Source organism: Amycolatopsis sp. NPDC028719 (genome assembly GCF_055565395.1).
This window is the reverse complement of sequence record NZ_JBVHUL010000008.1, coordinates 230,064-249,045: the sequence shown is the minus strand read 5'-3', so window position 1 is coordinate 249,045 and position 18,982 is coordinate 230,064. Positions and strand designations below refer to the sequence as shown.

General features: G+C 73.3%; 19 protein-coding genes. 13 read left to right on the top strand and 6 right to left on the bottom strand.

All coding sequences use genetic code 11. The annotated features are described in order from the left end of the window. Positions 1-12 precede the first annotated feature (12 nt). From ACZ4TR_RS33790 to ACZ4TR_RS33780, 3 genes are read left to right on the top strand one after another with little or no spacing between them, the layout of a single operon-like run. The gene (locus ACZ4TR_RS33790) at positions 13-1,140 is read left to right on the top strand and encodes a hypothetical protein (protein WP_465291765.1); all 1,128 of its coding nucleotides are present in this window, start codon (positions 13-15) and stop codon (positions 1,138-1,140) included. Continuing rightward, complete coding sequence (locus ACZ4TR_RS33785; protein ID WP_465291764.1) at positions 1,137-2,048, top strand: ABC transporter ATP-binding protein; 912 nt, start codon at positions 1,137-1,139, stop codon at positions 2,046-2,048. Before ACZ4TR_RS33790 ends, ACZ4TR_RS33785 begins: the two co-directional genes overlap by 4 nt. Then, on the top strand, positions 2,045-2,887 hold the full coding sequence (locus ACZ4TR_RS33780) for an ABC transporter permease (protein ID WP_284746957.1): 843 nt from the start codon (positions 2,045-2,047) through the stop codon (positions 2,885-2,887). The genes ACZ4TR_RS33785 and ACZ4TR_RS33780 overlap by 4 nt, the downstream gene beginning before the upstream one ends. On the opposite strand, the gene ACZ4TR_RS33775 is transcribed toward ACZ4TR_RS33780, so the two are convergent. Beyond that, a complete protein-coding gene (locus ACZ4TR_RS33775) occupies positions 2,877-3,683 on the bottom strand; it encodes an alpha/beta hydrolase (protein WP_465291763.1) in 807 nt (268 codons plus the stop codon). The two genes, ACZ4TR_RS33780 and ACZ4TR_RS33775, sit on opposite strands and share 11 nt — an antisense overlap. Positions 3,684-3,841: 158 nt before the next feature. Between ACZ4TR_RS33775 and ACZ4TR_RS33770 the strand changes: the two genes are divergently transcribed. After that, a complete protein-coding gene (locus ACZ4TR_RS33770) occupies positions 3,842-4,021 on the top strand; it encodes a hypothetical protein (RefSeq protein WP_364520999.1) in 180 nt (59 codons plus the stop codon). A 15-nt stretch (positions 4,022-4,036) separates the two neighbouring features. Here ACZ4TR_RS33770 and ACZ4TR_RS33765 read toward each other — a convergent pair whose 3' ends face one another. Further along, a complete protein-coding gene (locus ACZ4TR_RS33765; RefSeq protein WP_465291762.1) occupies positions 4,037-4,981 on the bottom strand; it encodes an MBL fold metallo-hydrolase in 945 nt (314 codons plus the stop codon). 60 nt (positions 4,982-5,041) lie between these two features. Then, a complete protein-coding gene (locus tag ACZ4TR_RS33760; protein WP_465291760.1) occupies positions 5,042-6,301 on the bottom strand; it encodes an RICIN domain-containing protein in 1,260 nt (419 codons plus the stop codon). Between the two features lie 553 nt (positions 6,302-6,854). Between ACZ4TR_RS33760 and ACZ4TR_RS33755 the strand changes: the two genes are divergently transcribed. Genes ACZ4TR_RS33755 through ACZ4TR_RS33740 form a run of 4 tightly spaced genes read left to right on the top strand, consistent with a single transcriptional unit; the run spans position 6,855 to position 10,658 of the window. Then, positions 6,855-7,331, top strand: coding sequence for a PTS sugar transporter subunit IIB (locus ACZ4TR_RS33755; protein ID WP_465291758.1), 477 nt, complete (start codon positions 6,855-6,857; stop codon positions 7,329-7,331). Positions 7,332-7,349: 18 nt separating this feature from the next. Continuing rightward, entirely contained in the window at positions 7,350-8,954 is a 1,605-nt protein-coding gene (locus tag ACZ4TR_RS33750; protein WP_465291756.1) for a PTS system mannose/fructose/sorbose family transporter subunit IID, read from the top strand. Positions 8,955-8,964: 10 nt separating this feature from the next. Continuing rightward, positions 8,965-9,354: a PTS sugar transporter subunit IIA gene (locus ACZ4TR_RS33745; protein ID WP_364521004.1), complete on the top strand. Its 390-nt coding sequence runs from the start codon at positions 8,965-8,967 to the stop codon at positions 9,352-9,354. After that, entirely contained in the window at positions 9,351-10,658 is a 1,308-nt protein-coding gene (locus ACZ4TR_RS33740) for a hypothetical protein (protein ID WP_465291754.1), read from the top strand. Before ACZ4TR_RS33745 ends, ACZ4TR_RS33740 begins: the two co-directional genes overlap by 4 nt. Positions 10,659-10,820: 162 nt before the next feature. Here ACZ4TR_RS33740 and ACZ4TR_RS33735 read toward each other — a convergent pair whose 3' ends face one another. After that, the gene (locus tag ACZ4TR_RS33735; protein WP_364521007.1) at positions 10,821-11,588 is read right to left on the bottom strand and encodes a GntR family transcriptional regulator; all 768 of its coding nucleotides are present in this window, start codon (positions 11,586-11,588) and stop codon (positions 10,821-10,823) included. Positions 11,589-11,723: 135 nt separating this feature from the next. Beyond that, positions 11,724-14,807: an AfsR/SARP family transcriptional regulator gene (locus ACZ4TR_RS33730; protein WP_465291752.1), complete on the bottom strand. Its 3,084-nt coding sequence runs from the start codon at positions 14,805-14,807 to the stop codon at positions 11,724-11,726. Positions 14,808-14,892: 85 nt separating this feature from the next. On the opposite strand from ACZ4TR_RS33730, the gene ACZ4TR_RS33725 reads away from it, so the two are divergent. After that, positions 14,893-15,507: a thioesterase II family protein gene (locus tag ACZ4TR_RS33725; RefSeq protein ID WP_465291750.1), complete on the top strand. Its 615-nt coding sequence runs from the start codon at positions 14,893-14,895 to the stop codon at positions 15,505-15,507. Here the strand turns inward: ACZ4TR_RS33725 and ACZ4TR_RS33720 are convergent. Next, positions 15,456-15,629, bottom strand: coding sequence for a hypothetical protein (locus tag ACZ4TR_RS33720; RefSeq protein ID WP_364521010.1), 174 nt, complete (start codon positions 15,627-15,629; stop codon positions 15,456-15,458). The genes ACZ4TR_RS33725 and ACZ4TR_RS33720 overlap by 52 nt on opposite strands. A gap of 171 nt (positions 15,630-15,800) precedes the next feature. Here ACZ4TR_RS33720 and ACZ4TR_RS33715 point away from each other — a divergent pair, with 171 nt between their 5' ends. The 4 genes from ACZ4TR_RS33715 to ACZ4TR_RS33700 all read left to right on the top strand — a co-directional run bounded on the left by ACZ4TR_RS33715 (position 15,801) and on the right by ACZ4TR_RS33700 (position 18,980). Next, positions 15,801-16,748, top strand: coding sequence for a methyltransferase (locus ACZ4TR_RS33715; protein ID WP_465291749.1), 948 nt, complete (start codon positions 15,801-15,803; stop codon positions 16,746-16,748). Between the two features lie 19 nt (positions 16,749-16,767). Continuing rightward, positions 16,768-18,012: an MFS transporter gene (locus ACZ4TR_RS33710; RefSeq protein ID WP_465291747.1), complete on the top strand. Its 1,245-nt coding sequence runs from the start codon at positions 16,768-16,770 to the stop codon at positions 18,010-18,012. A 361-nt stretch (positions 18,013-18,373) separates the two neighbouring features. Continuing rightward, on the top strand, positions 18,374-18,706 hold the full coding sequence (locus tag ACZ4TR_RS33705; RefSeq protein WP_465291746.1) for a hypothetical protein: 333 nt from the start codon (positions 18,374-18,376) through the stop codon (positions 18,704-18,706). Positions 18,707-18,716: 10 nt separating this feature from the next. Then, positions 18,717-18,980, top strand: a complete 264-nt coding sequence (locus tag ACZ4TR_RS33700) for an SH3 domain-containing protein (RefSeq protein ID WP_465291745.1) — start codon at positions 18,717-18,719, stop codon at positions 18,978-18,980. Positions 18,981-18,982 lie beyond the last annotated feature (2 nt).

Here is an 18,982-nt window from a genome sequence, read left to right as displayed (position 1 = left end):
AGGTGATGCCGGATGACGCCCTCGGTGGTGCGGCACGCGAAGCGGCGCCGATGGGCGGTCGTCGCCGCCGTGGCCGCGGTGCTCGTGTCCGTGCCGTCGGTGGTCGCCGCGCTCGCCCCGGCGGGGGAGCAGGTCGACCCCGGCCGGCTGCGCGAGCTCGTGCTGGGGTCCGCCCCGCGGCCGTACCAGGGGTACGCCGAAAGCGCCGGGTCGCTCGCCCTGCCGGAGCTGCCGAACCTCGCCCCCGTCACCGCGCTCTTCTCCATGCGGACGCCGATGCGCGCCTGGTACGCCGGGCCCGACCGCTACCGCGTCGACATCCTCGGCACGGCCGGTGAACACGACGTCTACCGGCTGCCGGACGGCGAATACACGTGGGACTACGGCGACAACACGCTGACCGAGCTGATCGGCGAACCGGGCGTCCGGCTCCCGCGGGCCGGCGACCTGCTGCCGCCCGAGCTCGCGCGGCGGATCCTCCAGGCGGCGAAGGGCGACCCGGTGAGCGCGCTGCCGGGCCGGAACGTCGCCGGCGTCGCCGCGTCCGGGCTGCGGCTCGTCCCCGCCGACCCGGCCACGACGATCGGGCGCGTCGACGTCTGGGCGGACCCGGCGACCGGCGTGGCCGTGCGCGTCGAGGTCACCGCTCGCGGGCAGCAGGCGCCGATCCTGGTCACCGAGTTCCGGCAGCTCGAGCAGACGATGCCGGTCGTCGAAGCGCCGCGGCCGGTGCCCGGCTCGGGGTTCACCGTGGCGAGCGCCCCGGACGTCTCGAACGCGCTCGGCGCGCTGGGCCAGGTGCCGCTGCCGGCGACGCTCGCCGGGCGCCCGGTCGTGTCGTCGAAGTTCGGTGGCGTCGAGGGCGCCGCGCTCTACGGCACCGGGCTGGCGTCCTTCGCGGTCATCGCCGTGCCGCGCGCGGTCGGGAACGCCGCGAGCGACGCCGCCGGGAAGGCCGGCGCGGTGCAGACGAGGCTGACGGCGGGCACCGTGGTGCAGCTGTCGATCACGCCGCTGTCGCTGGCGATCGTCCGCGCTTCGGCGTTCCGCCGCTCCTACCTGCTGGCCGGCACGGTGACGCCGGACGTGCTGAAGACCGTCGCGGAAGAGCTGTCCACGCTGCGGCGGAGCGGCCGATGATCGTCACGCGCGCGCTGACCAAACGGTACGGCCGCACCCTGGCGGTCGACGCCGTCGACCTGGCGGTCCGCGAAGGCGACCGCTACGGCTTCCTCGGCCCGAACGGCTCCGGCAAGACCACCCTGGTCCGGATGCTGCTCGGCCTCGTCTACGCGACCAGCGGGGAGATCGAGGTGCTCGGGAAGCCGGTTCCGAAGCGCGTCGCCGAGGTGCTGCCGGAGGTCGGCGCGCTCGTCGAAGGCCCGGCCGCGTACCCGCACCTGTCCGGGCGCCGCAACCTCGCGCTGCTCGACGCGGCCGGGCGCGGCGGCGGGCGGCGCACGCGGCGGCGCCGGATCGACGACGCGCTGGAGCAGGTCGGGCTCGGCGCGGTGGACCAGCGGCCGGTGAAGGCGTACTCGCTCGGCATGCGGCAACGCCTCGGGCTCGCCGGCGCGCTGTTGCGCAAGCCCCGGCTGCTGGTCCTCGACGAGCCCACCAACGGCCTCGACCCGCAGGGCATCAAGGAGATCCGCGAACTGCTCGTCGAGCTGAACGCGGGTGGTACCACGGTGTTCCTGTCGAGCCACCTGCTGGCCGAGGTCGAGCAGCTCTGCACGCGCGTCGGCGTCGTCGACCGCGGGCGGCTCGTGCTGGAGGAGGACCTGGACACGCTGCGCGCCGCGACCGGCCGGGTCCTGGTCGGCACGCCGGACCCGGCCGAGGCGGCCGCCGTCCTCGACGGCCAGCTCGAGTCCCGCGTCGGCGACCGCCTGGTCATCCGGCACAGCGACCCGGCGGCGCTGAACGCGATGCTCGTCGAAGCGGGGGTGCGCGTGACGTCGATCCACGCCGAGCAGCGGACCCTCGAACAGGTCGTCCTCGACGTGACGGGTCCGGGCTCGGACCGGTTCGGAGCCGCCAGATGATCCTCGTCGAGCTGCGGAAGCTGGCGCTGCGGCCGCGGGTGTGGGTCAGCGTGCTGCTGCTCTGCCTGCTGCCCGCGATCGTCGGCGTCTTCCTCGCGACGGCCGACTTCGCGCCGCCACCGGGGCAGGGCGGGGCGTTCCTGTCGGCGGTCGTTTCGGACGGCGCGTTGTTCCCGGCGGCCGCGCTCGCGCTCGTCCTGCCGTTGTTCCTGCCGATCGCGGTGGCTGTCACCGCGGGCGACTCGATCGCGGGGGAGGCGTCCACCGGCACCCTGCGGTACCTGCTCGTGCGTCCGGTCGGCCGGACGCGGCTGCTCGGCGCCAAGATGGTGGCGCTCGCCGTGTACGTGACCGCGGCGATCGTCATCGTCGTGCTGACTTCGCTGGTGCTCGGGGTGATCCTGTTCGGCACCGGCGGGACGCCGGGGGTCGCCGGGCCGGGCGGGCAGCCGACCGGCGTGACGTCGTTGTCGGGGCAGTCGCTCAGCTCGTCCGGGCTGGGCCTGCGGTTGCTGGGCGCGGTTTCCTACATCGTCGTGTCGATGCTCGGGTTCGCCGCGATCACGGTGTTCCTGTCGACGGTGAGCGACTCGGCACTGGGGGCCGCGCTCGGCGGGTTGGCTGTTTTGATCACCAGCTCGGTGCTGGAAACCCTGGACGCGGCCGCGTCCGTGAAGCCGTACCTGCCGACGCACTACTGGCTGTCCTGGATCGACTTCTTCCGCGATCCCGTGCTGTGGCGCAACATCGACCACGGCCTGCTGCTGCAGGCCGGCTACATCGTCGTGTTCTTCGGGGCCGCGTGGGCGAACTTCGCGACCAAGGACGTCACGAGCTGAGGCACTCCGTCGGCGCCTCGAGCGGACTGGTGCCGAGAGCCTGGAGGACGAGTTCGGTGACGGCGGGGTCGGTGGGGAGGTCGCCGTGGCCGGCCGGGTTGCCGGGGCAGACCTGCTGGAGGGCGACGTTGACGGCGCCGTCGAGCCGGGCGGAGTCGGGCGGGGTGACCGTCTCGTCGCGTTCGGTCCAGACCGAGAGCCACGGCAGGGTGGCCGGGATGGGTTCCTTCGCCAGCTCCTGCATCAGGGTGCTGCCGGGGGCCAGCTGCACGCACGCGGCCGGGCAGCCGCCCGGGACGAGCGCGCCGCCCGCCGCGGCGAGACCGGTGCCGTGCATGGGCGCGCCGAGCGTGATCACCCGGCGCGCCTGGTGGTCGCCGCCGTTGCGGCTGACCCAGAGCCGGGCCACGACACCGCCCGCGGAGTAGCCGATGACGTCCACCGAAGGTGCTCCGCGGGCGTACGCGTTCTCGACGGCTTCAGCCAGAACGGCGGCCTGTTCGACCAGGTCACCGGTGCCGTCGCCGGCCAGGGTGAGGACTTCGGTGCCGCGGCCGGTGGCCTGCCGGATGCGGCCGGCGAGTTCGTTCAGTGCGCCTTGGCCACCGCCGTATCCGGGGACGAGCAGGACGGGCCCGGGCTTGCCCTGGTCGGGCGTCCCGGCCCGCGGCGCGGCGCTGGTGCCGGTGCCGGCGAGGAGAGCCGCGACGAGCACGGCCACCACGACGACGGCGACGCCGCCCATGAGCAGCCGCCGTCGCGGGCTGAAACCGCGCCACCAGGCCGTGATCCGCACGGCTCCATCATGACCCGGCGGGAGCGATGAGGGCGTGAGGGAAGCCGGATCCCGCGTGATCCGGCCGGCTGGGACGTCACCCGTTCGGCGCTGAACCGGAGCGTGACGGCCCCCGTGTGCCGGGTGGGAGTGTGGAGACATAACCGGGGTGAGCTGACATGCGGATCCGGAAAATACTGCTCGTCGTACCGTTGCTGGTCCTGGACCTCGTCGCCTGCGGGCAGCCGGAGGTCTTCGTCAAGGTGGGCAAGGCGGTGCCGGTGCCGGCGAGCACCGGCGTACCCGCCTGCACGTGGCTCGGGGATACGCCGGTGGCGCCGGAAGTGGTGCGGCTCTAGGCGAACGGGTCGCGCTCAGGAGATGCGGCGGACCGGTTCCCCGCCCAGCAGGCAGTCGAGGTCGATCCGGCCGCCCGCCGCCGCGAGGACCGCGTCGATCGCCAGGTCGACGTCCAGCTTCCGGGCGTGCTGGTCGGCGTACGCGCGCATCAGGTTGCCGATGTGACGCTCGGGGTTGCGCCACGCCGGCCACCGCAGGGCCGCTTGGTCGGCCAGTCTCGTGAAGTCGGTCTGACGCTCCGTCACCTCGAGCAGCCACTCCAGGTAGACGCGCATCGCGTGCAGCGAGCTGTGGCCGGGCGTCGCCACCGGGCCGTGCCCCGGGACGACCGTGCGCGGGCGGAACGTGTCCTGCAGCCAGGCGAGCGCGTCGAGCCAGCCCGTGATCGAGCCGTGCACCGCCAGCGGCGTGTCCCCGACGGACACGAGGTCGCCGGTGAACAGCGTGCCCGAACGCGGCTCGTGCACCACCAGGTCGCCCGCGGTGTGCGCGACCCCCGGCACCGCCACGACGTCGGCGACCGCGTCGCCGAGGTCGAGGCGGTGCCAGCCGGTGACCGGCCGGACCGCGGCCGGCTCCGGGGGCTCGAGCACGCCCCACTGGGTGTAGGTGAAGACGTTGCCGTAGGTCTGCGGCCCGGCCTTGACCAGGTCGACGCTGCCGGGCGCGGCCAGCGCCGTCCCGCCGTCGCGCAGCGCGACCCCGACGCCGTTGTGGTGCTCGCCGTGCGCGTGCGTGACGACGACGGTCAGCTCCTGCCCGCCCGCGTACTTGCGGACGTCGCGCATCAGCTCCAGCGTCGCCTGCTCGGTGCCGCACGTGTCGACCAGCACGACGCCTTCGCTGCCCTGGATCCAGCCGCTGTTCGAAACGAACCACTCCGCCGGGCTCTTCACGTACGCGACCACGCCCGGGCGCGCGTGCCGGAGCGGGACGATGTTCGATGTGACGGCCGGCATGGTTCCTCCCCTGGACTGACGAAGCGGTTAACGACGGCGGCGCGAGCAGGTTGCGGGCGTTTACCCCGAGATAACCCAGCGCTGGCCGGCCGCCGCCGAACACGTCCGGAGCTGCAGGCGGGGGCCGTCGGCCGAAGAGCTCCCGGTCACGTCGAGGCACTTGCCCGACTGCGGGTTCAGCAGCGTCCCGTCCGGCCGGGCCTGCCACGTCTGCGCGCCGGTGGTGTTGCAGTCCCACAGCTGGACGAGCGTGCCGTCCGCGGTGCCGCTGTTCGCGACGTCGAGGCACTTGCCGAGCGCGCGGATGGTACCGTTCTGCCTGGTCCAGCGCTGGGCGGGGGTCGTGTTGCACGTCCAGAGCTGCACGGCCGTGCCGTTGGCCGTGCCGCTGTTGGACACGTCGACGCACTTGCCGCCGAGCCCGGTGATGGTGCCGGCGGGGTAGGGCGTGCCGCTCGCGATGAGGTACGCGCTCGTCGCGACGTTCCAGTGCGTCGCCAAGTAGCTGCCGGGCGCCGGGTTCGTGTTGAAGTAGTCGTCGCCGAGGCAGTCGAACTGGTTCTCCGGCGCGCCCGGGCAGACCTTCACGAGGGTGCCCGGCGGGTTCGGGAGGCCGCCGTCGTCGTAGCACATGATGTCTTCGTCGTCCCAGCAGTGACCGAAGGCGCTCGAGTTCGGCGCGCTGCGCTGGACGGCGCCGAGGGTGTGCAGGAGTTCGTGCCCGGTGGCCTGCCAGGACCAGCAGCCGGTGCCGACCGTGGCGTAGTGCGGGCCGGCGTTGTAGGGGTTGTTCGAGCCGGAGCTGTCGTTGCCGCCGTTGCCGAACGCGAGGCCGCAGCCGTCCTTGTCGTACCAGACGATGTACTTGCGGTCGGCGCGGTTGTAGCCCTGCGCCTTGATGGCGTTGGTGATCGTGTCGACGGTCGCCATGTCGCCCTGGGCGATGGTCACGTTGTTCACGGTCGCCCGGCAGCTGGAGTCGGTGACGTACCGGACGTGGCGCACGCCCCCGCCGAGCCGGCTCGCGGCCTCGACGAAGCCGTCGTCGATCTGGCTCGCGAAGGTCTGGAACTGACCGGCGAACTGCGCGTACCGGTCGGCCTGCGTGTTGCCGCGGACGTAGAGGGCCTGGACGCGCTTGCCGCTCGTGCCGTCGCCGTCGCAGACGGTGGACAGCGGAGCCACGGTCGCGGTCTGGTGCCGCAGGTGATCGGGAAGCTGTTCGGTGCCATCACCCGCGGCGGCGGCCGAGGGCAGCAGAGCGGTGGCGAAGACGAGGGCGGTGCTGAGCGCGGCGAGGCGCCAGGTTCTCGCGGTCATGGGGGAGTTCCGCCTTTCCCGGTGCGACAGGGGACGAGAAGTGCGGTCTAGACCACTGGGAATGATAGGCAGCGGGTGAGCGGACTGTCACTGACAAGAACGGACAGCTTGGAGTGAATCGCCCACGGCGTCGGCCCCGCTTCGGGTCGCCCGTGCAGTGAATGACTCATTCCTGGCGTCCAACGCCAGGAATGAGTCATTCACTGCGTTCGAGGGTCCGGCTGTCGCCGGAACTCGTGGTGTGCCTTCTGACCTGGGGTCTCACCGCACTGCGGAGACCACCGGAAATTTCGGTCGTTTGATTGAAAATGATCTTCCCGAACCGTTGAGTGGTACGGGTCTTGACAGTCGATCTCGGACGTCCATACTGGTATATACCTTTATGGGAGGGTCCGGGAAAATCGAGGGGGCTTCGCGCTCGCGGGCCGACGGAAGGTCTGAGGGGTCCTTCCGTCGGCCGCGCGAAGCCGTCGTCGCCACCTCCGGTCACGGACAGCGTTGACACAACTACTGGTACGAACCAGTATGAGTGCTGCCGGCCGGGAGGAGACACATGGCGGGGGCGCACGTCCGGATCGACAACCGGCTGATCCACGGGCAGGTCACCGTCGCGTGGACCCGGCGGCTCGGGGTGCGCCGGCTGGTCGTCTGCAACGACGACGTCGCCGCCGACGACCTGCAGCGGATGCTGCTCCCGCAGGCCGCGCGCGGCCTGCCCACCGACGTCCTCACCATCGCCGAGACGCTCGAAACGACTGCCGGCGCGGACGTCATGATCCTCGCCAAGGACCCCGAGGACGCCTTTCGCCTGGTCGACGGCGGGCTGCGGCCCGACACGGTCAACGTCGGCAACGTCGCGCCGCGGCCCGGCACCGCCTACACCATGGTCACGCGCTCGATCGCGGTCACCGCGGACGAGGCCGACGCCTACCGCAAGCTCGCCGCCGCGGGCGTCCCGCTGGTCACGCAGCTGATGCCGCACGACAAGCCCGCCGAATTCGTCCCGCTGCTCGACCGGAAAGGGCTCTAGCCCCGCATGCTCGTCGCGTTGGCCCTGACTCTGTGGGCGATCTACTGCACCTACGACGGGCTCGGCCCGTTCCTCATCTACGCCCAGCGCCCGCTCATCGCCGGCTCGGTCGCCGGGCTGATCGTCGGGCACCCGCTGCTCGGCCTGCTGATCGGCGCGACGCTGGAGCTGGCCGCCCTCGGTGTCTACACCTACGGCGGCGCGACCATCCCCGACTACCAGACCGGCGCGATCGTCGGCACCGCGCTGGCCGCGGGTGCCGCCGGCGAGACGTCCGCGCAGGTCGCGATCGGGCTGGGCGTCGGGCTGCCGGCCGCGATCCTGCTCTCCGCGCTCGACCCCGTCGGCAAGATCATCACCACCGCGCTGGTCCACCGGGCCGACGGGTACGCCGCCGACGGCAACGCGCGCGGCCTCGCGCTGATCCACTGGATCAGCCTGGTGCCGTGGGTGGCGGTGCGCGCGATCCCGACGTTCCTCGCCGCGCTCGCCGCGTCCGGCGGCCTGGTCAAGGCCATCACCGCGAGCATCCCCGCCGGGTTCGTGCAGGGCATGACACTCGCCGGGTCGCTGCTGCCCGCCGTCGGGTTCGCGCTGCTGCTGGGCATGATGGAGCTGTCTCGGTACTGGTACCTGCTGCTGATCGGCTTCGTCGCGTTCGCCTACCTCCACCTGCCGCTGCTGGGGATCGCGCTGGTCGGCGTCGCGGTCGCGATGCTGTTCGTGACGCTCAAGCGCGACGAGCCGGCGCCGGCCGTCCCGGAAGTGCCCGAAGAGTCCACTGTGGACGCGCGGCTGACGAAGCAGGACCTGCGCCGCGTGTTCCGCCGGTACTTCTGGTCGAGCCAGATCTCCTGGAACTACGAGCGGATGCAGGCGCTCGGGTTCGCGTACTCGATGGAACCGGTGCTGCGCCGGCTCTACCCGGAGAAGGCCGACTACGTCGCCGGCCTGCAGCGGCACCTCCAGTTCTTCAACACCTCGGTGCTCGTCGGCGGCCCGCTGATCCTCGGCTCGAGCGTCGCGCTGGAGGAAGCGGGCACGCCGAAGTCGGCCGCGAGCACCAAGATCGCGCTGATGGGGCCGATGGCCGGCATCGGCGACACCGTCGTCTTCGCGCTGTACAACAGCATCGTCTTCACCATGGGCGCGTCGTGGGCACTGCAGGGCAACTGGCTCGGCCCCGCCTTCGCCGCGGTGATGGTGCTCGTGCCGTACGCGCTGGTGCGGCGCTGGCAGTTCGGGTTCGCCTACCGCGAAGGGAAACGGCTGGCCGGCCACCTCGCCGCCGGCGCGCTCGCCCGCGTCGCGCAGGGGGCGACCGTGCTCGGGTTCGTCGTGCTCGGCGGGTTCATCCCGTCGATCGTCAAGGTCGTCACCACGCTGACCTACCGCCAGACCACGACGGTCCAGGGACAGCCGGTGACGCAGGCCGTGGCGATCCAGGATCGGCTCGACGAGCTGGTCCCGTTCCTGCTGCCGGTGCTCGTCACCGCCGGGGTGTACCTGCTGACGGCCAAGGCCCGCCTGCGCCCCGTCTGGGTCATCGCCATCGTCGTCGTCGCCGGGGTGACCCTGGGGTGGCTCGGCTGGTTCGCGCCGTCGGCCCCGGCGAAGAGTTGAGGAGACCGCCATGTCCGTTCCGATCATCCTCGCCGGGCACGGGCGGCTGCCCTCCGGTGTGGGGGAAGCCGCCGAGATGATCCTCGGCCCGCAGTCACGCCTGAAGGTCTGCGAGCTGAGCCCGCGCGACAGCCCAGAGGAGTTCGGCGCCCGCGTGCTCGCGCTGGCCGGCGACGCCGCCGGCGTCCTCGTGCTGGCCGACCTGCACGGCGGCTCGCCGTTCAACGCCGTCCGCACGCTCACCGCCGGGCACCCGCGCATCCAGCTCGTGTCCGGGCTCAACCTGCCGATGCTGCTGGAGGTCCTGCTGCACACGACCGACGACGTCACCGAGCTCGCCGGGGTGGCCCGCGCCGCCGGCCGCGACGGCGTCGTCGATGTCCTGGAATCCACCTGGTGACCGCCGCGCTCCTGCTCGCCGCGCAAGACGTCCGGATCACGCCGGGGCCCGGGCACCCGCTCGGCGGCTACCTCGCCCGGGACGGCGTCGCGACCGGCACGCACGACGACCTCGAGGCGTCGCTGATCTGGCTGTCCACCGAGGACGACCCCGGCGTTCTGTGGGTGGCGCTCGACGCGCTCGCGGTCGACGCCGGCCTCACCCGCACCCTGGCCGACGCCGTCGCGGCCGCGGTGGGCATCGACCCGGAACGGGTGCTCGTCTGCGCGTCGCACACGCATTCCGGGCCCGAGGGCTGGACCGGCCCGCTGCACCCCGGGCTGCCGGGGCGGCGCGACGCCGGGCTGGTCGGGCGCATGGCGGAGACGGTCACCGGCGCGGCGCTGCGGCTGCGCGCGTGCCGCGGCCGCGTCCGGGCCCGCTGGCACGCGGGGTCGACGGAGGCTGTCGGCGGCAACCGCTACCGGCCGGACGGGCCGCACGACACGTCGTTCGGCGTGCTGGAGCTGCGCCGCGACGACGGTTCGCCGGCCGCGCTGCTGTTCGACTACGCCAGCCACCCGACCGTGCTGGGGCCGGACAACCTCACCTGGTCGGCGGACTGGCCGGGCGCGACGCGGCGCGAGCTGGCGAGCCTGATCGGCCAGCCGGTGGCGGCGTTCCTGCAGGGCGCGGCGGGCGACGCGAGCTCCCGGTTCGTCCGGCGCGGCCGCGACCACGCCGAGGTCCGCACCCTCGGCGGCCACCTCGCGACGTCGATCGCGCGGACGCTGGCGGCGGCCTCGGCGACGGCGGAAACCGGCCCGATCCGGCTGTCGAGATCGGCGCTGCACCTGCCCTACCGCGAGGTGCCGTCGCTCGAGGACAGCCTGGAGCTGCGCCACGCCGCCGAGCGCGAGTGGCAGCGCGAGCTGGCCCACCACGGCGAGGACCACCCGGCGGTCCGGATCGCGCGGACGCGGTACGAGGGGTGCGCGATGCTCGCGGCGATGGCGGCCACCGGCCGGCCGACGGGCTGCGCGGAGGTGCCGGTCAGCGTCGTGACGCTGGGGGAGATCGCGTGGCTGCACACGCCGTTCGAGCTGTTCGCTTCACTGGGGTTGAGGATCCGGCGGGGGAGCCCGTTCCGGCACACGCGCGTGATCGGCTACACGGACGGGTACCTGGGGTACCTCCCGGACGCGGACGGGCACCGCGGCGGGGTTTACGAGTCGTACGTGACGCTGTTCGGGCCCGATGCCGGGGACGAATTGGTGGAGCACTGCCTCAAGCTGCTCCGGGCTCATCAGGCGGGCCCCGCCTAGGCCACTCGAGGGGAACCCGAAGCCGAAGGGGCCCCGTACGGCACCCAGGCGCCACGCCTCCAGGCGACCGCCCACAAGAGTCCGCCGAGCACGCCGAAGCAGGTCACGTGAACGACGATCTCGCCGAGCCAGTTCTCCTGGTACGCGCCGGGGGTTGCCCGGTCAGGCCGGGCTGCGCCGCGCCTGCGTGAAAACGGTGTAGCGGTCGGCGCGGTAGAGCGAGCGGCCCGCTTCGATGACGCCGCCGCTCTGGTCGTGGAGCGTGCCCTCGATGATCAAGCACGGCTGGGTCGGCTCGATGTCGAGCAGCGCCGCGTCGCCGGTGTCCGGGAGGACCGCGGAAATCGCCGTGTCGTTCCACTCCGCGTGCACGCCCCAGCGCTCCTCGAGGGTGCGGTGCAGGGACTGCGTCTCCCAGTCGAACAGCTCGATGTCCGGGAACCGGTCGACGGACAGGTTGGTGCGCTCGACCGCGAACGGCTCGTCGGCGACGAAGCGCAGGCGCTCCAGCCGGAACACGCGCGCGCCCGGGGGCACGTTGAGCCGGCCGGCCAGGCGGGGCATCGCGCGCTCGACCTCGGCGTGGAGCACCTTCGTCTTGGGTACCACGCCGCGGGCCTTCATGTCCTCGGTGAACGAGGTGAGCATGTCGATGTGCGCGGCCTGGCGCTGGGAGGTGAACGTCGCGGTGCCGTGCTGGCGGTAGAGGACGCCGTCGGAGACCAGGCGGTTGATCTCTTGGCGCACGGTGCCGCGGGCGACGCCGAAGTGCTCGGCGAGGAACCGTTCGGACGGCATCAGCCGCCCGGGACCGGCCTCGGTCGCGACGCCTTCGAGGATTTCGCGGAGCTGCTCGCCCTTCGGCCGCCCCGGCTGCAGCGCGTCCGGGAGCCGGAGATCGCTCGCGGGGACGTGTTTCGGACGGGGCATGGCCTCAGTATGTCGCGCCGGCGGGCCGGAGGTAACACCGCGCGGCACGCGGGTCACCTCCGGTTGCGGTGAATGACTCATTCCTTGCGCCGGACGCCAGGAATGAGTCATTCACTGCGTTCGGACCGCCCGAGCTCAGCCCGTGGCGCGGCGGCCGAAGTCCGCGAGGAAGCGTTCGGCCAGCGCTTCCCCCGTCACGTGCCCCACCGACCGGTACAGGCCCCGGGCCTCGCGCGCCGTCCCGACGGCCAGCATCGAGCGGCCGGCCGCGCCCTCGACCGCCGCCAATCCGAGCAGTGCCTGGGCCTCCAAAAGCCGGTACCCGCCCGCTCGGGCCGCGTCCAACGCCGTTCGCGCGTGCTCGCCCGCTTCCGATACCCGGCCGGCCGCCGCCAAGACCCACGCCAGCGTCGCCGACGCCTCCGCCAGCTGGCCCCGCAGGCCCGATTCCGCCGCCAGCTCCCGGGCTTCGCTCAGCACGCGCTCGGCCGAGGCCAGGTCGCCGCGGGCTTCCGACGCCCGGCCCACTGCGATCAGCGCCGCCGCCTCCACCTGGCGGTCGCCGTCGCGGCGGACGCGGTCCAGGGCCTCTTCCGCGGTCCGCGCCGCCGCTTCGTGGTCGCCGCGGGCACCCTGCAACGCGCTCAACGCGGTGAGCGCCGTCGCCTCGCCGAAGCTCGAGCCGAGGTCGCGGAACGCGTTCAGGGAGCCCTCGACCGCTTCGGCCGCTTCTTCGAAGCGTCCCGTCTCCTGCAGCACCCAGCCGAGGTCGGCGAGGTTCGCGGCCTCCCAGAACCGCAGCTTCTCCCGCCGGCACAGCGCGACCGCCTCGCACAGGCAGTCTTCGGCCTGCTCCAGCCGGCCCAGCTGCCGGTAGTGGCAGCTCAGCGAGTTCAGCGCCAGCGCCTCGCCCGAGGAGTTGGCCAGCTCGCGGAACAGCTGGATCGCGCGCCGGCTGTGTTCGACGGCTTCCGACAGCCGGCCGGTCCACTCCAGCATCGACCCCAGGTTCGCGACCGCCGTGGCCTCGCACTCGCGCCAGCCGCACGCCCGGCTCGCCAGCACCGCCTTCTCCGAGTGCCGGATGCCCGCCTCGTGCTGGCCTTCGCGGAAGTACGCGCCGCCGATCGACAGGTGCACCAGCGCCTCGGCCGGCTGCGCGCCGTGGTCGTGCGCCGCGCGCAGCACGATCGGCGCCAGCTCCAGCCATTCCGCGCGGCGGCCGTGGTCGTGGAAGAACCGCCGCAGCGCGTCGGCGAGGTACCACGCGGCGGGGTACGGCCCCCGCGTCGCCGCCAGCCGCAGCGCCGCCGCCAGGTTCGGCACCTCGACGTCCAGCCAGGCCACGGCTTCCGCGGCGTCGGCGAACGCGACCGGGCTCGGCGCCGCCGGGGCGTCTTCGCGGGGGAGCGTCACGATCCGCGCGCCGAACAGCGCGACGGCGGCGTCCGCGGCCGCGCAGTACCCGGTGAACAGCCGCTCCCACGCCTTTTCGCGCGCGACTTCGTCTTCGTCGGCGCGGACGCACCGCTCGGCGTAGCGCCGGGCGAGGTCGTGGAAGCGGTAGCGGCGCGGCGCGTGCGCTTCCACGAGGTTCGCCGCGGCCAGCCCGCGCAGCCGCCGGGTCGCCTCCTCGAGCGGCACGTCCAGCAGCGCCGCGGCGGCAACCGCCGTGAAGTCGGCCCCGGGCACCAGCGCCAGCAGCCGGAACGCGTGCCGCAGCGCGGGCGGCAACGCCTGGTAGGACACCGAAAACGCCTTCGCGACGGCACTTTCCCCGGCACCGTCGAAACCCAGCTGGGCCAGCGGGTCGCCGCGCAGCTCCTCGACGAGCTCGCCGAGGCTCGCGACCCCGGTGTTCGCCGCCGCGATCCGCAGGGCGAGGGGGTGGTGGCCGCAGAGCCGGGCCAGTTCGTCCGCCGCCTCGGGCTCGGCGGTGGCCCGCTCGCCGAGCAGGGCGGTCAGCAGCTCGCGCGAGTCGTCCTCCCGCAGCTGCGTCAGGCCGAGTGACCGCGCGCCGGTGCGGGCGACGAGCTCGTCGAGCCGGTGGCGGCTGGTCACCAGCACCCGGCCCGACGACGGCAGCAGCGGCAGGACCTGGGCGGCGTCGCGGGCGTTGTCCAGCACCACCAGCGCCTGGCGGTCGGCCAGCAGCGAGCGGTAGAGCTTGCTCTGGTCGTCGCTGCCCGGCGGCACGTCCCGCAGGTCGACGCCGAGGGTGCGCAGCAGCTGGGCGAGCGCGGCGGCGGGGGTAAGCGGTTCGTCGTCGGCGTCGAAGCCGCGCAGGTTCACGTACAGCTGGCCGTCGGGGAAGCTCGCCCGCGCGGTGTGGGCCCAGTGCACGGCCAGCGCGGTCTTGCCGACGCCGGCGGTGCCGGTGATCACCCAGACGTCGCCGGGCTCGTCGAGCGCGGCCAGCTCCGGCGTCCGGCCGGTGAACCCGCGGACGTCCAGCGGCAGCTCGGCGGGTCGCGGCGCAACCGGGGTCGCGGCCGGCGCCGGCTCGCCTTCGCCGCGCAGGATCCGCATCCGCAGCTCCTGCAGGGCCTGGCCGGGTTCGATGCCGAGCTCGTCCACCAGCAGTTCGTGCGCCCGCCGGTAGGCCTCGAGGGCCTCCGGCGTGCGGCCGCAGCGGTGCAGCGCGAGCATCAGCGCGGCGCGCGGCCGTTCCCGGAACGGGTGCTCGTCGACGAGCCGGCGCAGCTCCCCGACCACCTCGCCGTGGCGCCCCGAAGCCAGTTCCTGCTCGTACAGCTCTTCCAGCGCGACGAGCCGGCGTTCGGTCAGCGCCGGGCCTTCGTGCGCGGCGAGCGTCTCGCTGACCCCGCCGAGCGGGGTGCCGTCCCACAGCGCCAGCGCGGCCCGCAGGTGCCGGACGGCGTCGGCCCCGGACGTGGCCCGGGCCTGGGCGACCTCGTCGTCGAACACGTCCAGGTCCCGGTCACCGGGGGCGACCTCGATCACGTAGCCGGGCGCGCGCCGGACGATGACGTCGCGGCCGAGGAGCTTCCGCAGCTCCGAGATGTGCACCTGCAGCCGCCCGCGCACGCTCGGCGGCGCGTCCTCGCCCCAGGTGAGATCGATGAGCCGGTCTTCGCTGACCACGCGGTTGGCGTTCAGCAGGAGCGCGGCCAGCACGGACGTCTGTTTCCGGCCACCGGGCCGGACGGCGCCCGCGTCGCCGAGGACCGTGACCGGTCCGAGCAGGCGGTAGCGCACGTGGAGCCCCCAGAAGGCCGACCGAAGCGGAACGGAAGTGCCGTGTCCGACCCTATCCCCGGCCGAGGAGGAAAGGGGGCCGCGGGTGGACACCGACGACGCTGAGCGCCTGCTGTTCGTCTGCTTCCCGGACGCGGGGGAGGCAGCCGGCCGGTACCGGGCTTGGCGCGATCCGCGGATCTCGGTGCGGGTCGTCGAGCTGCCCGGGCGCGGCGAGCGCCGCGACGAGCACCCGTACCGGGACATGTGGCTGCTCGTGGAGTCCCTCGCGGCGGAACTGGCGGGGGTGCTGGCCCGCCCGCACGTGCTCTTCGGCGCGGGGCTGGGCGCGCTGGTGGCCTACCGGCTGGCGCAGCGGCGGGTGGCCGCGGGACTGGGGGTCCCGCGGGCACTCGTCGTGGCGCACCAGGCGCCGCCGGACCGGGCCGCGCGGGCCGTGCCGGAGCAGGCGGCCCGCGCGGACGTCAGCTTGCTCACCAGCGACGCGCACGTGCCCGTGGCGCCGCCGCTGCCGTGCCCGATCCGGGGGATCGGCGAGCCGCAGGTGATGACGGGGTGGGGCGAGCACACGAACGCGGGGTTCGTGCTCGCCCCGGCCCGGGAGCGGGACAGCGGCGCGCTGCTGCGCGACGCCGTCCTGCGCGCGGGCTACTTGGTGTCGGCGCTGGCCGTGCCGGGCTTGGGCGAGTCACCGATGTAGGGACCGACGCCGATGGACGGGCCGGGCTGGGGTGGCGTCTCGGCCGCCTGGGCGGCGGGCGCGAGGACGAGGACGGCCAGGAAGGCCGTGCCGATGACGGCCTGGAACACACGGGCTTTCATGGTTCGACTCCTCAGGTTCGGATTGCGGCCGATGCTGCCCGAGCCGGCTTCCATATCGCTTCCCTTCGCCGCCAGTGGTCATCCGGTCACCGACCGTCCCTTGTGGAGGGATTCCGCCGGCTGACACTATCGATCGTCATGGGGAGTGACGACGCGAACACGATTCTTCGCATGGCGAGCCTGGCAACTCCGATGGCGGTGCGGGTGGCGGTGACGCTGGGGCTGCCCGACCGCCTCCGCGGACCGGGCGCCGGCGCGGCGGAACTCGCGGCCGACCTCGGCGTCGCGCCGGTGCCGCTCGGCCTGCTGCTGGGGCACCTGACGACGTTGGGCTTCTTCGAGCGCACGGCCACCGGCTACCGGACCACGTCGTACGGCGAGCACCTCTGCGGCGACACGCTGACGAGTGTCCTGCTGAACCTGGACACCGCGGGCGGGCGCGCCGAGCTGGCGTTCGTCGAGCTCCTGCACAGCGTCACCACCGGGGAGGCGGGCTACGACCGCCGGTACGGGCGGGACTTCTGGGCCGACCTCGCCGCGCACCCGCCCCTGCGGGAGTCGTTCGACCGCCAGATGGCGCACCGGCTGCGCGCCGAGGTCCCGCAGCTCGCGACCGGCTTCGACTGGGGGCGGTTCGCGACGGTCGTCGACGTCGGGGGCGGTCCGGGCACCCTGCTGGCCGCGATCCTGGCGGCCCACCCCGGGACGCGGGGCCGGCTGGTCGACCTCGACGTCGCGGCGGCCGGTGCGACGTTCGCCGCGCACGGGCTCGAGGACCGGGCTTCGGCGGTCGCCGGCAGCTTCTTCGACCCGCTCCCGGCCGGGGCGGACGCCTACCTGCTGTGCGACATCCTGCACGACTGGGACGACGAGCGGGCCGGCCGCATCCTGGCCCGCTGCGTCGAGGCGGCGCGCCCGGCCGGGCGGATCCTGGTCGTCGAGGCGGTCGGCGGGCGGCGGGCCGCGACGGACATGGATCTCGCGATGCTCGTCATCTTCGGCGGCCGGGAGCGCCACGTCTCCGAGTTCCGCGCGCTCGCCGCTGCTCACGGACTGGAACTCGACGCCGTGACCGACGTGAGCGGAGGTCGGTCGTTGCTGGAGTTCCACATTACATAAGCGCTGTTATAGTTTGCCGGTGTCTTTGACCAGTGCCTTCGTCGACCTGACCCCGCTTCGCGTGTCGTCTGCCTTCAGGCGGCTCTGGGTCGGCCGGGTCTTCTCCGGCTTCGGGGCGCAGATGACGCTCGTCGCCGTGATGTTCCAGGTCTGGGAGCAGACCCGGAGCACGATCTGGACCGGTGCCGTCGGGCTCGCCCAGGCCCTGCCGCTGGTCGTGTTCGGGCTGTTCGCCGGGTCGCTGGTGGACCGCGTCGACCGGCGGAAGTTCGCGCTGGTCACCACCGCGGGGCAGGCCGCCTGCTCGGTTCTGCTGGCGGTGCAGGGGTTTCTCGGTGACGTGCCGGTCCTGGCCGTGCTGGGGCTGGTGGCGGTGCAGTCCTGCTTCGTGGCGGGCGGCGGCCCGGCGGCGCGCACGTTCATCCCGCGGCTGCTGGCGCCGGAGCAGCTCCCGGCCGGGCTGGCGCTGAACCGGATCGCGTTCCAGGGCGCGATGCTGCTCGGCCCGGCGCTGGCCGGGCTGCTGCTGGGCCGGTTCGGCGTGGGCGGCTGTTACCTGGTCGACGCGCTGACGTTCGGGATGGCGTTCTACGGCGTCGTCGGCCTCCCGGCGATGCGCCCTTCCGGCGAACCGTCGCGGCCGGGGCTGCGCGGGGTGCTGGACGGGCTGGCGTTCCTGGTGCGCACACCGGTGGTCCGCGGAGCGCTGCTGACCGACCTGGCGGCGACGGTCCTGTCGATGCCGATCAGCCTGTTCCCGCTGGTGAACGCGGAGAGGTTCGCCGGCGACCCGCGGACGCTGGGGCTGTTCCTGTCGGCGATCGCGGTGGGCGGGGTGGCGGCATCGGTGTTTTCCGGGACGTTCACGCGGCTGCCCCGCCCGGGCGTGGTGATGCTCGCCGGGTCGGCGGTGTGGGGCGGGGCGCTGGTGGTGTTCGGGCTGGCGCCGGACCCGTGGGTGGGGCTGGGGTGCCTGGCCCTGGCGGGCGCGGCCGACACGGTTTCGGTGGTGTCGCGCGGAGCGCTGGTGCAGCTGAACACACCGGACGCGTTGCTCGGCCGGGTCGCGGCGGCGGAGCAGATCGTCGGCCAGGCCGGGCCCGACCTCGGCAACCTGCGGGGCGGGCTGGTGGCGGGGGTGACGTCGGGTGCGGCGGCGCTGGTGAGTGGCGGGGTGCTGTGCGTGGCGGCGGTGGCGCTGGTCGGGGCGGCGACGCCGGGCCTGCGTCGCTTCGCAACTCCGGCCAAGGCCGCTGCGGAGTAGCGGACGAGGACTCTGGCCTGGGCCGAGGTCCCGGCCCAGGCCAGAGTCCGAGCGTGCCGGCCGCTCGGCGAAGCCGCCGGGTCGGTCGGGCCCAATGTGGCGTTGGTTGCGTCTGACGCACCCAATGTGGCGTTCGGTGCGTCCCACGCACCCAACGCCACATTGGGGCGCTCGAGGCCGGACTTGGAGCCACCCGGAGTTCCGCGCGGACGTAGGGCGAGTCCGGGACCGGGGCCGCTGCACAGCCGGACCCGAAGTGTGCACCCCTGGGCATCGCGTGGACTTCCGTCCGGCCGCTCCGGAAGGTAGTTCTTTCCTGACAACGACGGCAACGAACTTCGTCCGTCCGGAAAGGACCGAAATGATCAAGCGAACATTCACGGCCGCGCTCCTCGCCGCCGTCGCCGCGGTGGGGCTAAGCGCCGCCCCCGCCGGGGCTACCGTCCAAAGTGGAAGCGGCACTATCAACGACCCCTGGGTGCCGACCCGTGCCGCGCACATCACCTGTCAGACCGCCACCCTCTTCGGCAACTACACCGCCGGCCAAGGCCACTCCGACCCGATCGCGACGCTCGTCCAGGGCAACTACATCGGCGTCCGCTACATCACCTCCGACCACAACTCGGCCGACGTCTTCTGGCACGGCACGAGCAAATGGGGCTTCGTCCTCCGCGACTGCTTCACCCTGAACTGAAAGGGAACCGATGAAACGCGCCCTCTTGATCGCGGTACTCACCGCGGCCGCGGTGAGTACCGCGGCTCCCGTCGCCTCGGCCGGTACCGTGCACGAAATCTGTGCCCAGGACCTCTACGTCCGGACGCAGCCGGCCGGTGTCATCGTCGGCACCCTCTACCGGGGCGACCACTTCGAGCTGTCGCGGTACTCGCCCAGCGGTGACTGGGCCGAGGGTTACGCCATGGGCCACGTCAACCAGCGCGGCTGGATCCAGGCCGGCTGGTTCTGCTGACC